Source organism: Clostridium sp. C8-1-8 (assembly GCF_009928445.1).
Taxonomy (GTDB): Bacteria; Bacillota; Clostridia; order Clostridiales; family Clostridiaceae; genus Clostridium_AR.
In genome coordinates, this window is record NZ_JAABNO010000008.1 from 194,855 (window position 1) to 210,649 (window position 15,795).

Sequence of the window (15,795 nt, forward strand, 5' to 3'; positions counted from 1 at the left end):
TGTTATTGAGCTGGTTTATTTGCTGGCTTTAGAGTAATTGTTACACTATCACCAGGATTTACTTGAGCTGGACTTACACCAACTACTACAGAATCCTTTGGTTGTGTTTTATCATCGAAAGTATAAGAAACTTTTGTTCTATTAGGCCATTGATTTTCCACATAATCTCTTGTCGTTCCTGATATTTCCTTTTGGACATCTATAGGTTTTGGATTATATTTAGAATAAAAAACTTTTATAGTTGTACCTTCAGGTACATCGCTATCTTTAGCTATGCTCTGACCAACAATAAAACCATCTTTATTTTTCAAATCATAATTATCTGTAGACTGTTCCACAGCTTCCATTTTCAAATTTTTAGCTTCTATCAAAACTTTAGCATCGTCAACCTTCATACTTCCAGTTGACACTAAATCTGGAACCTTTGTAAGTTTAACGCCTATACTTACTACTATATCTATAGAAGAATCTTTTTTGGCGTCAGAATTAGCAGCAGGTGTTTGACTTATAACTTTACCCTTCTCTATAGTATTACTATTATCTTGGCTTATATTTCCTACAGAAAAGCCAGCTCCTACTATAGCTTTCTTCGCCTCATCTAATGACAACGGCTTGGAAGTTAAATCTGGCACTTTTATTGTCGCTGGACCAGCACTTAAGACAACTTTAATCTTATCATCTTTATTTGCTTTTTCTCCAAAAGCAGGAGTTGTTTGTATTACAGTTCCTTCTGGCTTATCACTATTTTGCTGACCATCTTCTACATATACTAATCCACTATTTTCTATAGCTTTTTTAGCATCTTCCTTTGTCATCCCTACAACTTGAGGAACATCAACCTGAGTAACTGTAGTAGTTGCTGATGGATTTGGTTTTATTTTATTACCAAAAAACATTGAAGCTGAAGCAATTGCCACTATAACTATTAAAACAAAAGCAAGCCCTAATAAAACTCTATTTATAACTTTTTGCTTCTTTTGCTTAGGTGTTAGCTTCTCATCATCTTCTTCGTCCTCATCTTCGTCATAATCATCATCGTCTTCATCTTCATCATAAGCTTTGCTTTGAGCTTTAGCTTTATTTTTAAGCGCAGCCTGCTTTATAACTTCTGCTGTTACTGGTTCCATTATTCTAGTATGATCATCATCTAAAGAATCTACAGGAACATTTATAACTGCATTAGGATTTTCTTTCACCTTTTCTAAATCAGCAATAATTTCCTTAGCACTTTGATATCTTTTTATAGGTTCTTTTTCAACAGCCTTTAAAATAAGAGTATTTAAACTATCTGGTATCTTACTATTCATATTCTTAGGTGGAATCACCGGTTCTTGTATATGCTTCAAAGCAACTGTTACTGGTGAATCACCATCAAATGGAACCCTTCCAGTTACCATTTCATATAGAACTACCCCTAAGGAATATAAATCTGTTCTGCAATCTACATAACTACCTTTGGCTTGCTCAGGCGAAAAATAATGTGCAGATCCCATAACACTATTGGTATAAGCTATTGTTGAAGAGTCTGTGGACTTAGCAATGCCAAAGTCAGTGACTTTAACAATTCCTTCTTCTGTGACTAATATATTCTGAGGTTTTATATCCCTATGTATTATATTATTCTTATGAGCACAGTCAAGTGCATTTGCAACTTTAGATGCAATGCTTATAGCAGTTTCATAAGCAAATTTTCCATGCTCATTAATTATTTCCTTAAGATTTTTACCTTTTACATATTCCATTACTATATAGTGTATATTATCTTGTGTACCTACATCTAAGATATTTACAATATTAGGATTAATCAAATTTGCAATGGCAGTAGCTTCTCTTTTAAACTTTTCTACTATCTCTTCATTATTTGTAAATGAATCTTTTAGAATCTTTACTGCTACATATCTTTTTAATTTATGGCATTTTGCTTTGTAGACGTAGGACATTCCCCCCTCGCCTATCTTCTCAAGGATTTCATACCTTTCTCCTAAAACCTTACCTACCATGCTATCTCTCTCCTCCAAAAATCATTACAGTTATATTGTCTTTTCCCCCTCTATCTTTTGCTAGATCAACTAGAGCAGTGCAAGCTTCATCATAATTAGATCTGGACTTGATCAAATCTTTTATCTCATCATTTGTAACCTCATTAGTAAGACCATCAGAACATAAAATTAAAGTATTAAAACCTGAAGCTGTGATATCAAATATATCTACTTCAACACTCAAACTTGTTCCCATAGCTCTAGTGATCACGTTTTTTCTAGGATGATGCTTAGCTTCTTCCTCACTTATAGACCCTGAATCCAGAAGTTCTTGAACTAAAGAATGATCTCTTGTTATTTTTATAATATTATCATCAACTATCCCTAAGCAGCAGCTATCTCCAACATTTGCTATTTGCATTAAATCCTTAGTGACAAAGCATGCAGTTAAAGTAGTACCCATACCACTAAAAGAAGCATCACTTAAAGAATATTGATACAAACTCTTATTAACATATTCGATAGAAGCCTTTAGAATTTTATCTTCGTCTATTGTACCATAATTTTCAGTAAAATAGGAAATCAAGCCTTCAGCAGCCATTTTGCTTGCTACTTCACCGGCATTATGACCACCCATTCCATCTGTGACCACATAAATCTTATAGCTATCACCCTCATAATAACTAGCAAAATCCTCATTTAAACTTCTTTTGTTACCCACGTCTGTTTTAATGCTCACCATATAATCTTCCCCCTATTTATCTTGGGACTCGATATAGCTTCTTCTCAATTGCCCGCATGCGGCATTTATATCCGTTCCCATCTCTCTCCTTACAGTTACCTCAACACCATAGCTTTTTAAAATGCTCTCAAATTCATCAATTGTTTTCTTAGATGATCTTTTAAATGAGTTCTCCACTACTTCATTTACTGGAATTAAGTTAACATGACAAAGCATGTTCTTTAATAAACCAGCTAATGACTTAGCATCTTCTTTAGAATCATTGACATCTTTAACCAAAGAATATTCGAAAGTGACTCTTCTCTTTGTTTTATTTATGTAATAGTCACAGGCATCTAAAATTTCTTTAATTGAATACTTGTTAGCTATTGGCATTATTTGTTTTCTTTTCTCGTCACTGAAAGCATGCAAAGAAATAGCAAGAGTAATTTGCGTATTTTTATCTGCAAATTCTTTTATCTTTGGCACTAGCCCACAAGTAGAAACTGTTATATGTCTTTGCCCAATATTTAAACTATATTCTGCATTAACGACTTCTATGAATTTCATTACATTATCAAAGTTATCAAATGGTTCTCCGCTTCCCATCAAAACTACATTTGATATTCTTTCCCCTAAAATTTTTTCTCCTATTAATATTTCAGATAGTATTTCTCCTGAAGTCAAGTTTCTTACCATACCATTTAGAGTTGAAGCGCAGAACTTACACCCCATCCTACATCCAACTTGAGTGGATACACAGATTGAGTTTCCATGTTTATATTTCATAAGAACAGCTTCAATTAGATTTCCATCATTAAGCTCTAATAGAATTTTCTTTGTATCATCATTTTTTGATACATAAATTTCTTTAACTTGTGGCAATCCTATAAAGAAATTATCTTTTAACTTGTTTAACAAATTTTTAGATATATTCGTCATACCTTCAAACTCGAAGATATGTTTCTTATATATCCATTCCATGATTTGCTTTGCTCTAAATTGCCCTTCGTTATTGTCCTTCATCCACAATTTTAATTCATCTAGTGTTAAGTTTAAAATATTATCCATTGTTTCACCTACTTAATTTTCTAAGCTTAGCAATATAGAAGCCGTCTAAAAACTCATTAGGTAATATTGTAACTGAGCCATCTTCGTTATAAATCAGATTATCACTATCTCCTAGATAGATTTTCTCAAGTTGAACATCCTTAAAATTCTCCCTGAGCCATTTAATATTTTCTTCATTTTCCTTTTTATTCAAGGTACATGTAGAATATACCATAATTCCATCAGGTTTTAAATAGAGCCAAGCATTTTTTAATATATCCCTTTGAATATTTATTAAGTCCTTAAGATCCTTTTGAGATTTTGTCCATTTAATTTCTGGTTTTTTTCTTATTATTCCAAGTCCAGAGCATGGAGCATCTACTAAAATTCTATCTGCCCACTCTCTATATTCACTACTGTATTTAGCTGCATCTAAAAGCTTAGTTTCTATATTATTTATACCTAATCTTAATTTATTTTCATTAACAAGCTGAAGTTTATGCTCATATATATCGCAACCAACTACCAAACCTTTATTTTCTAAGATTTCTGCTATATGTGTTGTTTTTCCTCCAGGAGCACTGCATAAGTCTAGTACCTTAAGGTCACCTTCAAGCTCTAATAGAGGCGCAACTAGCATAGCACTTTCATCCTGGACTGTTATCTTACCTTCTGAAAACAGTGGGTTATTCTCTATGCTTTTTCCCTTAATTATATTAATTGCCTCAGGACACATACTTCCTTCTTCTACTGTATATCCCTGATCTTTTAACTCATCATAAACCTCATCAAAATCAGATTTTACTGAATTTACTCTCACTGTAACACTTGGTGTTGAATTAAGCCCATTTAATATGTTTACACAGTTTTCTTTTCCGTATTGCTCATAAAACAGTTTAACCATCCAAGGTTCAAATGAATATTCAATACCCAAGTACTCTATATCGCTTATATTACTTTTAATTTCAGCATCTTTATTTCTTATGAAGTTTCTAAGCACTCCATTTATAAATTTTGAAGAGTTTATAGATATCTTTTTGCCAAGATTAACTGATTCATTTACTACAGCAAAATCTGGTACTCTATCAAGATATTTTATCTGATAGATAGCACTTCTCAAAATATTTAGTATTCTTTTGTCTATCTTATCAAAATCAGCCACTAAGGTAGTAATTATATAGTCAATAGTCTTCTTATACTTTATTGTTCCATAAACAACCTCAGTGACAAGTCCCTTATCTTTATCATTTAAATCACTTTCATTAAGGCGTTTATTCAATTCTATATTTGAATAAGCTCCCTTAAAGAAAATACTATCTAGTATATCTTTTATTAATTTTCTGCTATTCATCTTTTACCTCAATTATCTGTCTCTATCATTACTGATAGCTATAAGCCTTATTAGCTGAGAAATAGCCATAAGTGTAGCTGCAACATAAGTCATAGCTGCTGCGCTAAGAACACTCTTAGCACCTTTAACTTCATCAGGATAGAGTATATTTCTGCTACTTAAGATTTTTAAAGCTCTACTTGAAGCATTAAACTCCACTGGTAATGTTATAAGTTGGAATATAACTACCGCTGAGAATAATACTATACCAAAGGTTATAAGAGGCTTGATGCCTAGTAACATCCCAGCAAAGAAAAGTATCCAAGAAAAATTAGATCCTATATTTACAGCTGGCACTATAGCATTTCTTATAATTAATGGCGAATATAAATCTTTATGTTGTATTGCATGCCCAACTTCATGTGCCGCTACACCAATAGATGCAACAGAATCATTATAATAAACATCTTGAGATAATCTCAAAACCTTATTTTTAGGGTCATAGTGATCTGATAAATTACCTGAAACTAGCTCTATAGGTACATCGTGAAGTCCAGAATCATCCAAAATCATCCTAGCAACTTGCGCTCCAGTATATCCATTATAACTTCTAACCTTGCTGTATTTGTTAAAAGTTGATGAAATTTTAGACTGAGCATAAAAAGATACTAACATTGCAGGAACTAATAATAAAAAAGTTGAATCAAAATAAAACATAAACATTCACTCCCTTTATCATATTGTACCGCTAAACACTTTACCCTCTTAATAATTTATAAACAGTCAAGTTGTATTATTTATTGAATATATATCCTATTTCAAAGGAATTACCATTTATATACTGTTCGATATATAACGGCTTTCCATTTGGAAATTGAACTTTCTTTATAAGTAAAACATTTTTCCCTGTAGATACTTCAACCCCTGACTTATTAACAGAAAGAATAGTTCCTGGAGCTTTTGCACTATCTTTCTCTATCACTTCAGTTTCATAAATCTTCATTTGCTTATCCATGTACTGTGTATAAGCTATAGGCCATGGATTAAGCCCCCTTACTAGATTGTGAATCTCTATTGCACTCTTACCCCAATCAATATTAGCTAGATTTTTATCTAGCATTGGAGCATGACAGGATTTAGTATCATCTTGTTTTATCGGTGATATAGTGTTATTCACTAAGCCATTTATTGTATCAACTAAAAGCTTTCCGCCAGTTTCCATTAGCACATCGTATAATTCTCCAGCGGTCATAACATCAGTTATTTCTACACTATTTGTCAAAAGCATATCTCCAGTGTCTACACCAACATCCATAAGCATAGTAGTATTGCCTGTTACTTTTTCTCCATTTATTATAGACCATTGTATCGGTGCAGAGCCTCTATACTTTGGAAGTAAAGAACCGTGAAGGTTTATACAACCATACTTTGGTATATCTAAAACAGACTTCGGTAATATTTGACCAAAGGCTACAACTACTATGAAATCTGGCTCCATAGCTCTTAATGCCTCTATAGTTTCTGGTTCATTCTTAATTCTAATGGGCTGATATACAGGTATATTATTTTCTACCGCTACCTCTTTCACTGCAGACATAGCTAGTTTCTTACCTCTTCCCTTAGGTCTGTCCGGTTGAGTAAATACTGCTTTAACACCAAATTCTGATATTAAAGCTTTTAATGATGGAACTGCAAATTCTGGAGTTCCCATAAAAACTATATTCATACTTTAATTCTCTCCTTACTGCTTAGAATAATCTACGAAAAGCACTCCATTAAGATGATCATTTTCATGACAAATCGCTCTTGCAAGCAATCCTTCTGCTTCTAGTACAAATTCTTTGCCTTCCAAATTTAAAGCTTTTACCTTTACTTTATTGGGTCTAGTAACCTCTGATTGCTCACCTGGTATACTTAGACATCCTTCCATATCAATTTGCTCGCCTTCAGTTTCTAATATTTCTGGATTTATAAAAACTCTTGGTCCATAATCATCGTACACATCGACTACAAAAATTCTCTTTAATATCCCAACCTGGGGTGCTGCAAGCCCAACACCATCTTCTGAATACATAGTTTCTATCATATCATTAGCCAGTGTTTTAATTCTATCATTTATCACATCAACTTCTCTACATCTTTTTCTTAGTATTTCATCACCTATTGTTCTTATATTTCTTAATGCCAAAGCTATCACTCCTAAATTAAGTTATTTGGATTAACATCCATACTGATTCTTATTTCATTATAAACTGCATTTGATAAATCATAAACCATATCTTTTATATTATGCGCTAATGTTGCATCAAAATTACCTTTTATCAAAATCTGCCATCTATACATCTCATTTATTTTAGATATTATACAAGGACAAGGCCCCAAAACATCTACCTTCTCATTATACTGTAACATCTTTTTTATGTTTACTCCAATATTTTCACTGTGCTTCTGAAGACCAAGCTGATCTTTTGAGCTCATATTAATTACCATTATATTAGCGTATGGAGGATAATTCATAGATTTTCTAAGCTTTATTTCCTCCTCAAAAAATCCTTCATAATCATTATTTTTAGCATAACTAAGACTATAATGTTCTGGGTTATAGCTTTGAACAAGCACATAGCCTTCTTTGCTGCCTCTACCAGCTCTACCTCCCACTTGAGTTATAAGCTGATAAGTTCTTTCGCTAGACCTAAAATCCGGAAGATTCAATGATATATCTGCAGTAATTACACCTACTAAAGTTACATTAGGAAAATCTAATCCTTTTGATATCATCTGAGTTCCCACTAGAATATCTGCTTCACCATTTTTGAAAGAATTATATATTTCTTCATGAGAGTTTTTCTTTCTTGTTGTATCTACATCCATCCTAAGAACTCTGGCCTTTGGGAACATCCTTTTAATTTCAATTTCTAGTTTCTCAGTTCCTGCTCCAAAGTACTTAACATACTTACTCTTACAGGAAGGACATTCATTAACTTGCCTTTTTGCTGTGCCACAATAATGACATACTAAATATCCATTAGTATGATAAGTCATTGCTATATCACAGTGTGGACATTTAAAAACATATCCGCATTTTCTACAGGAAACAAAGGTGGAGTGTCCTCTCCTATTTAGGAAGATAATAATCTGTTCCCTCTTTAATAATCTATCCTCTATAGCATTGTATAGCTTTTTACTGAACATACTTTTGTTATTGTTAGTAAGCTCTTCCCTCATATCAACTACTTCCATTGTAGGCAGGTTTGAATGGTCAACTCTATTATTTAATTCTACAAGCTTCATTTCACCCTTTAACGCTCTATAGTAACTCTCAATACTTGGAGTGGCAGAGCCATAAACTACAGTGCAGCCTGTTAGGTTACTTTTATACTCTGCTACCTCTCTTGTATGATACTTTGGGTTTTGTTCTGACTTATAGGTTCCCTCATGCTCCTCATCTATTACTATAAGTCCCAAATCCTTAAAAGGAAGGAATATTGCAGACCTTGCTCCTATAACAAGTTTCACGTCTCCAGTCTTGACTCTGAACCACTCATCAAATCTTTCTCCATCAGAAAGTCTGCTATGAAAAACTGCAACATTCCTGCCAAATCTCCCCTTAAAACGCTCAATCATCTGAGGAGTAAGGGCAATTTCAGGCACTAGAATCAATGAAGCCTTTTCTTTATCTAACATATGATTTACCAAATTCATATACACTTCTGTTTTTCCACTGCCGGTAACACCTTTGAGTAATATTAATTTATTCTCACTATGTAAAATTGTTTCTACTGCATTTCTCTGTTCCTCATTTAATACCTTAGAAGAGTAAGTTTCATATTTTCTTGTATTTATTCTATTAACTTGCTCATCCTCAACAGAAACAAATTTATTTTCTATTAATTTTCCTATTACATAAGCTGATGCATTGAATTTTTCAACAAGTTCACTTTTGGTATAAATTCCACTGTTATTTTTAATTAACTGAAGCACTTCTTCATAATTGGGTTTATTAAACTTTCCATAAAGCTCAGCTCCATTAAAACTAATAACTTTCTTAGTCTTTATTTTATTACCCTTCATGATTCCTGTGGGTATTATAACACGTATAGCTTCTATGTATTTACATAAATATTTTTCTCTCATAAAACTTATCAAACTAAAATCATCTTCTGTAAGTAATGGGCTATCATCACATATTTCTGAAATAGCTTTTATTCTTGTAAACTCTCCTTGGTACTCACTAAATAGTTCCATGACAAAAGCTTCAATGGTCTTGTTGCCCTTTCCAAAAGGAACCCTAACCCTATGCCCTTTTTCAATAAGGGCACCAAATTTATCTGGTACCTCATATGTAAATAACTTATCTACTTTCAAAGCATCGCTATTTACAATTACACCTGCAAATAAACTCAATATCATCACCCTTAGATTATAATTTCTTTTTACTATATAGTAAAAAGCTATTCTAAGCCTATAAATAACTATGTTTAGTCAAAAAGAAATTTTATACTTTCCTATATAGTAAAAAAAGCGCCTTAGCGCTTTTCTATAATATCAAACAAATTTCTTGCCACTTCTCTTTTACTCATTTTTTCCAAGGTAACTTTTTCACCTTTTGAAGAAATTATAGTAACAATATTATCATCTGATGCAAAACCAGTTTCAGATTTTGAAATATCATTTGCGACTATGAAATCTAAATTCTTTCTGTTAAGTTTTCCTTGAGCATTATCTATAAGATCATTACTTTCAGCAGCAAAGCCTACTAATATCTGTTCTTTTTTACGCTCACCTAAAGTTTTTAAAATATCATTATCCCTAACAAACTCTATAGATAGATCTCCTTCTGTTTTCTTGATTTTACTTTCATGATATTGCTTTGGTTTATAATCCGCAACTGCTGCAGATTTTACAACAATATCTGAAGAATCAAAATCGTCAAGAACAGCCTCCATCATCTCTTCATTTGTCCTAACCCTTATAACCTTCATACCAAATGGTGCTTCTAGATCTGTTGGTCCAGTTACTAAAACTACCTCTGCACCTCTATCTCTTGCTTCTTCAGCTATAGCAAATCCCATCTTGCCTGAAGATCTGTTAGTTATATATCTAACAGGATCAATATCTGAAACCGTAGGACCTGCAGTTACTAAAACTTTTTTATTAGCTAAGTCCTTTTGATCATTTAATCTGCTTACAGTATATTCTGCAATTAATTTAGTATCAGCAAGCTTTCCTTGACCTGTGTCACCACAAGCAAGTCTCCCACTAGCTGGTTCGATAAAATCATAACCTAATCTTTTAAGTTTGCCAATATTATCTTGTACTATGACATTCTCATACATATTTGTATTCATAGCAGGAGCAAAAACTACTGGAGCTTTTGTAGCCATTATTGTGGTGGAAAGCATATCATCAGCAATTCCATTTGCTACTTTACCTATTACATTTGCTGTAGCAGGAACTATTAACATTAAATCTGCTTTTTTTGCTAAAGAAATATGCTGAATTTCCCATGCCTTAGGTTCTGCAAACATGTCTGTAACAACCATGTTTTGACTTAGAGATTGAAACGAAAGTGGTGTTACAAACTCTGTTGCTGACTTAGTCATTATTACATGCACTTCTATATCTTTTTTTCTTAAAGCACTTATAACATCTAAAGCTTTATATACTGCAATACCTCCAGTAACGCCAACAACAACACACTTTTTAGTCATTCTACTTTAGGCCTTCCTTTACTTGCTCATATTTAACAAATCCATCGTTAACTTCATTGATAGATACTGTTAAAGGCTTATTAGAGTCTACCTTTACATATGGTTCTGCACCATCTATTATTTGTCTAGCTCTTTTTGATGTTACTATTACTAGCGAATATCTATTATCTACCTTTTGTAATAAGTCTACTATTGATGGATTAATCATAGAGTTGCTCATGAATTAAACCCTCCTTTGATTCTATTATTGTCTCTTTAATTCTATCAACCCTGCATTTTTCAGCTAATATAATACTTTCAATTTTCATAACTGCTTCTTCAACAGTATCATTAACCACTGCATAGTTGTATTTTGATACATAATTTATTTCTTGATACGCTGACTTAAATCTTGTCATTAAAGATTCTTGAGTTTCACTTCCTCTTTTAATAATTCTTTGCTTTAGTTCTTCCATTGAAGGAGGAAGTATAAATACGAAAACACCGTCTTTGGCATTTTCTTTAACTTTTAAAGCCCCTTGGATATCAATCTCAAGGATTACATTTATGCCTTGGTCTAACATTTGATCTACTGTTGATTTCGGTGTTCCATAATAGTTACCGTAAACCTCAGCCCATTCCAAGAAATCATCATTTTCTACTCTTTTCAAAAACTCTTCTCTACTTATAAAATAGTAGTTTATTCCTTCTACTTCACCTACTCTAGGATTTCTTGTTGTAGCAGAAACTGAAATAAAAAGATTTTCATTATTTTCAACCAATGCTTTACAAATGGTTCCTTTTCCAGCTCCTGAAGGTCCAGATATCACTATAAGTATTCCTCTATCGTGTTGTTGCATTATTCATCAACCTCTTCTACATCATCATCCTTTGTAGATAATCTATGTGCAACTGTTTCAGGTTGAACTGCTGATAAAATAACATGATCGCTATCTGTAATGATAACTGCTCTTGTTCTTCTACCATATGTAGCGTCAATTAACATACCTCTGTCTCTAGCCTCTTGAATTATTCTCTTAATAGGTGCTGATTCTGGGCTAACTATCGCAACAAGTCTATTAGCTGAAACTATATTTCCAAAACCAATGTTGATCAATTTGATACTCATATTATTCCTCCTACTCGATATTTTGGATCTGTTCTCTTATTTTCTCTATCATATTTTTAATATTGATAACTAAATTAGTAATTTCCAAATCGGTAGACTTAGATGCTATAGTATTAGCTTCTCTGTTCATTTCTTGCACAATAAAGTCAAGTTTTCTACCTATTGGTTCCTTAAGTAAAAGAGTACCTCTCAATTGATTTATGTGGCTGTACAACCTTGTTATTTCTTCATCAATTGTAGATTTATCTGCAAATATAGCTACTTCCATGGCAAGTCTATTCTCATCTAGCTCTATATTTTCTAATATTCCTTGGAGTTTCTCTTTTAATTTTTCTTTGTAAGCTTTAAGTACTTCTGGACATTTCTTTTCAATCTTCTTCACATTTTCTTCAATATCATTAGATTTAAATATAATATCCTCGTAAAGCTTTTGTCCTTCAGTTTCTCTCATATTTATAATGGTATCTAAGGCTCTATTCACTAAAGGCATCAATTCATTCCAAATTTCTTCTAAGTTTTCTTCCTGTTCTTCTAACACTATTACATCTGGGAACTTAGATATTAAATTCAAATTCAATTCATCTTTTAATGAATATCTATCCTTAATTTGTTTCAAACAACTTACATAACTATCTGCTAATTCTGTATTTAATTTAGCAACAGTATCAAATTGCCCATAATTTTTGTAGTTTAAAAAGATATCAACTTTACCTCTATTTAATCTTTCTCCTACAATTCTTCTAATTCTTTCTTCAAGCGGTATCATAGACTTTGGCATTCTAATATTTATATCCAAATATCTGTGATTAACACTCTTCATTTCTAAAGAAAAACTTCTCGCGCTGTTTTCATCACTTGAAGCTCTACCGAAACCAGTCATACTTTTAATCATAGTCAATCCTCCTAAAACAATACCAGATTGAGACTATATCCATTGTATATAATGATAGGATGAAAAGTCAACACTTTGTTCACAGATTGTTTACAATTATTTTTATTTTTTTGTCCATCTGATTTTTTTAAATGTATGAGAAGTTCTTTTGGTATGCTAATAACACTTTTTACTTTTCCCTCTAACTTCCTATTCTCCTCCCTTACTATACATAGGTTTAGCAAGCAAAAGGTTTTATACTGATCTACACATTAAAAAAGGCCCTGCTGGATAAACCAGCAAGGCTATAATAAATTGAAGGAAGCTATTATAATACTAATTTCAATATGAAGATAACTGCTAAAACGTACATCACTGGAGAAATCTTCTTCTTATCTTTTGAAATTAGATTTGAAATTAAATTAATTGCTACATAGGATAATATTCCTATCATTAAACCATCACCAATTGAATAAGTAAATGGCATCATACTTATTGTTAAAAATGCTGGAACAGCCTCAGTAATATCTCCAAAGTCGATATCTTTAACTGTACCCATCATCAAGTAACCTACATATATTAACGCTGGAGCAGTTGCGCAAGATGGAACTGCCACAAAAATTGGAGATAAGAACATAGCTAGTAAAAATAATACTCCAGTTACTACAGCAGTAACCCCAGTTCTTCCACCTTCTTCAATTCCAGTAGCACTTTCTATATAAGCAGTTATTGCAGAAACTCCAACTAAAGCTCCACCTGTTGTACCAACAGCATCTACTAACAAGGCTCTTCCTGCATTAGGAACTTTACCTTCCTTATCAATTAGTTTAGCTCTAGTAGCAACACCTACTAATGTACCAACTGTATCAAAGAAATCAACAAATAAGAATGTTAGTGCTACACCTACAAAAGTAAGTATTTTTGAAGTATCTGAAAGGAATGAAAAATCAACCTTTCCTGCTATTGGTGCTAGAGATTCGAATTTAAATATTCCATTAGGTAGATAAATACCAAATGCTGCAGCGCCAGCTGTATCATAAAGTGCATATGCCCATCCTATTAGTGTTCCACCTAATATTCCCCAAAGCATAGCGCCTTTTACCTTTTTCTTTTCTAATACTACTATAATTAAAATTCCAAGACATGTTATAGCTACTGAAGGTGTTGTAAATCTTCCTAAAGCAACTGTTGTAGAAGCATCTTTTACTACAAGTCCTGAATTAAGCATACCTACAAATGCTATAAACAATCCTATACCACCAGTAACAGCAAGTTTTAAGTTATGAGGTATAGCATTTACTACAGCCTCACGAACGCTAAATAGTGACAATACTATAAATATAAGTCCTTCAACAAAAACAGCTGTTAATGCTACCTGCCAAGAGATTCCCATTTTACCACAGACAGTGAAAGCAAAAAATGCATTTAATCCCATACCAGAAGCAAGTCCTATAGGTAAGTTTGCATAAACTCCCATGAAAATCGATGTTAATCCAGCTGTAAGACATGTTGCTGTTACTAATGCACCTACAGGCATTCCTGATTTACTAAGTATGTCTGGATTAACTGCGATTATGTAAGCCATAGCTAAGAAAGTAGTAATTCCTGCTACAATCTCCTTCTTATAGTCTACATTTTTGTTATCCAATATTGCTAGTGTTCTTTGTTTAGCTTTTATATTTTGCATAAAAACCATCCTCCTAAAAAATAAAAGCCGCAAAGGTGAAGAACCAAAGCGACATCATATTGATGTAATACAACTTCTGATTCCTCATAGTCAGATATTTACGGTACCTGGTAGAAACTTTCGACCCATATCGTCAAAATTATACGAGCAATAAGCACGAATATTATTATATATTCGTCAATTATCGTTGTCAATACATCCGAATTATTTTTTATTTTTATTTTTTATAATTCACTTTATTTGTATAAATCTCTCTCAAATACATTTTTAATGTATTTCAAATCATTGGTATAACTTAATGCAATTATCAATTTTATTCTTGCCTTCTGTCCTGGCATATTATCACCGAATATTACCCCTAGATCTCTAAGTTCTTTTCCGCCTCCATGATATCCATAGGACTCAAAAACTCTTCCTTCAAAACATCTAGACACTATAACAACTGCTATTCCCTTATCAATAGCTCTTTTTATTCCATCTACCATTGCTGGAGGTACGTTACCTCTTCCCATAGCTTCTATTACAATTCCTTTGTCCCCATTAGCTATTGAAAAATCAATAAGTCTAGAATCCATACCTGCAAAGCATTTTAGCAAGGTAACCTCTCCACTTATCTTATCTATTTTTATAGATTGTTCCTTATTAACTTCTCTATAAAATATTACTCTGTTATTGTCAACAATTCCTATTGGTCCAAAGTTAGGGGTTCTAAAAGCATTAAGTGCCATTGTATTTACTTTTGTTACTTCTGATGCACTATTAAGCTCTCCATTAAAACATACCAGCACTCCCCTGTTTTTAGCTTCTTCTGAAGCTGCAGTACATATTGATGCAGCAAGGTTTGAAGGGCCATCATAACCAAGTTCAGAGCTGCTTCTCATCGCACCTGTAACTACAACAGGTTTTTCTGAATCTATTGTTAAATCAAGTAAATATGCCGTTTCTTCAAGAGAATCTGTTCCATGGGTTACAACCACACCGCTTATATCTTCCCTATCTATAATTTTTTGCACATATTGTGATAAATTCAACATAATATCAGGAGTCATATGTGGACCTGGTAAACTGGAAAATGTATAAGATTCTATTTCTGCAAAGCTTTCTATACCTGTTACCATTGACATTATTTCTTCTCCTGTAAGACCAGGAACTGCTGCTTTTATTCTTGGGTCAACCTTCATTGAAATTGTTCCGCCATTAAATACTATTGCTACCTTTTTCATATTTCCTCCTAAGTGATATATTATACTTATTCTCGTATAAAATCTTTCACCTTTCTAAGCATAAAGAATATTTCCGAATAATAAGTTATTAAATTCAAAAAAAGATATGTGTTAT

15 protein-coding genes and 1 riboswitch are annotated in these 15,795 nt (G+C 32.6%); all 15 genes read right to left on the reverse strand.

Annotated features, from left to right (window positions below; translation table 11 throughout):
• Nucleotides 1–2 precede the first annotated feature (2 nt).
• Nucleotides 3–2,000, reverse strand: coding sequence for a Stk1 family PASTA domain-containing Ser/Thr kinase (gene pknB / locus GXK57_RS10880; RefSeq protein WP_160675718.1), 1,998 nt, complete (start codon nucleotides 1,998–2,000; stop codon nucleotides 3–5).
• Nucleotide 2,001: 1 nt separating this feature from the next.
• Complete coding sequence (locus GXK57_RS10885) at nucleotides 2,002–2,721, reverse strand: Stp1/IreP family PP2C-type Ser/Thr phosphatase (RefSeq protein WP_160675721.1); 720 nt, start codon at nucleotides 2,719–2,721, stop codon at nucleotides 2,002–2,004.
• Nucleotides 2,722–2,733: 12 nt separating this feature from the next.
• Nucleotides 2,734–3,771 carry a 23S rRNA (adenine(2503)-C(2))-methyltransferase RlmN gene (gene rlmN / locus GXK57_RS10890; RefSeq protein WP_160675724.1) on the reverse strand — a complete coding sequence of 346 codons (1,038 nt, stop codon included), beginning with the start codon at nucleotides 3,769–3,771 and terminating at the stop codon, nucleotides 2,734–2,736.
• 4 nt (nucleotides 3,772–3,775) lie between these two features.
• Nucleotides 3,776–5,101 (reverse strand): 16S rRNA (cytosine(967)-C(5))-methyltransferase RsmB, encoded by a 1,326-nt coding sequence (gene rsmB, locus GXK57_RS10895; RefSeq protein ID WP_160675727.1) that lies wholly within the window; start codon nucleotides 5,099–5,101, stop codon nucleotides 3,776–3,778.
• A 12-nt stretch (nucleotides 5,102–5,113) separates the two neighbouring features.
• The gene (locus tag GXK57_RS10900) at nucleotides 5,114–5,797 is read right to left on the reverse strand and encodes a zinc metallopeptidase (protein WP_160675730.1); all 684 of its coding nucleotides are present in this window, start codon (nucleotides 5,795–5,797) and stop codon (nucleotides 5,114–5,116) included.
• A gap of 76 nt (nucleotides 5,798–5,873) precedes the next feature.
• Nucleotides 5,874–6,806 (reverse strand): methionyl-tRNA formyltransferase, encoded by a 933-nt coding sequence (gene fmt, locus GXK57_RS10905; protein WP_160675733.1) that lies wholly within the window; start codon nucleotides 6,804–6,806, stop codon nucleotides 5,874–5,876.
• Between the two features lie 15 nt (nucleotides 6,807–6,821).
• Nucleotides 6,822–7,268 (reverse strand): peptide deformylase, encoded by a 447-nt coding sequence (gene def, locus GXK57_RS10910; RefSeq protein ID WP_160675736.1) that lies wholly within the window; start codon nucleotides 7,266–7,268, stop codon nucleotides 6,822–6,824.
• An 11-nt stretch (nucleotides 7,269–7,279) separates the two neighbouring features.
• A complete protein-coding gene (gene priA / locus GXK57_RS10915) occupies nucleotides 7,280–9,484 on the reverse strand; it encodes a primosomal protein N' (RefSeq protein WP_160675739.1) in 2,205 nt (734 codons plus the stop codon).
• A 122-nt stretch (nucleotides 9,485–9,606) separates the two neighbouring features.
• Entirely contained in the window at nucleotides 9,607–10,791 is a 1,185-nt protein-coding gene (gene coaBC, locus GXK57_RS10920) for a bifunctional phosphopantothenoylcysteine decarboxylase/phosphopantothenate--cysteine ligase CoaBC (RefSeq protein WP_160675742.1), read from the reverse strand.
• 1 nt (nucleotide 10,792) lies between these two features.
• Nucleotides 10,793–11,011 carry a DNA-directed RNA polymerase subunit omega gene (gene rpoZ, locus GXK57_RS10925; protein WP_128213992.1) on the reverse strand — a complete coding sequence of 73 codons (219 nt, stop codon included), beginning with the start codon at nucleotides 11,009–11,011 and terminating at the stop codon, nucleotides 10,793–10,795.
• Nucleotides 10,992–11,630 carry a guanylate kinase gene (gene gmk / locus GXK57_RS10930; RefSeq protein WP_160675745.1) on the reverse strand — a complete coding sequence of 213 codons (639 nt, stop codon included), beginning with the start codon at nucleotides 11,628–11,630 and terminating at the stop codon, nucleotides 10,992–10,994. Before gmk ends, rpoZ begins: the two co-directional genes overlap by 20 nt.
• Nucleotides 11,630–11,899, reverse strand: a complete 270-nt coding sequence (locus GXK57_RS10935; RefSeq protein ID WP_128213994.1) for a DUF370 domain-containing protein — start codon at nucleotides 11,897–11,899, stop codon at nucleotides 11,630–11,632. Before GXK57_RS10935 ends, gmk begins: the two co-directional genes overlap by 1 nt.
• A 10-nt stretch (nucleotides 11,900–11,909) precedes the next feature.
• A complete protein-coding gene (locus tag GXK57_RS10940) occupies nucleotides 11,910–12,791 on the reverse strand; it encodes a YicC/YloC family endoribonuclease (RefSeq protein ID WP_160675748.1) in 882 nt (293 codons plus the stop codon).
• Nucleotides 12,792–13,098: 307 nt separating this feature from the next.
• On the reverse strand, nucleotides 13,099–14,457 hold the full coding sequence (locus GXK57_RS10945; protein WP_160675751.1) for an NCS2 family permease: 1,359 nt from the start codon (nucleotides 14,455–14,457) through the stop codon (nucleotides 13,099–13,101).
• Nucleotides 14,458–14,524: 67 nt separating this feature from the next.
• A riboswitch (purine riboswitch) is annotated at nucleotides 14,525–14,624 on the reverse strand.
• A 69-nt stretch (nucleotides 14,625–14,693) separates the two neighbouring features.
• On the reverse strand, nucleotides 14,694–15,680 hold the full coding sequence (locus GXK57_RS10950; RefSeq protein WP_160675754.1) for an asparaginase: 987 nt from the start codon (nucleotides 15,678–15,680) through the stop codon (nucleotides 14,694–14,696).
• Nucleotides 15,681–15,795: the final 115 nt, after the last annotated feature.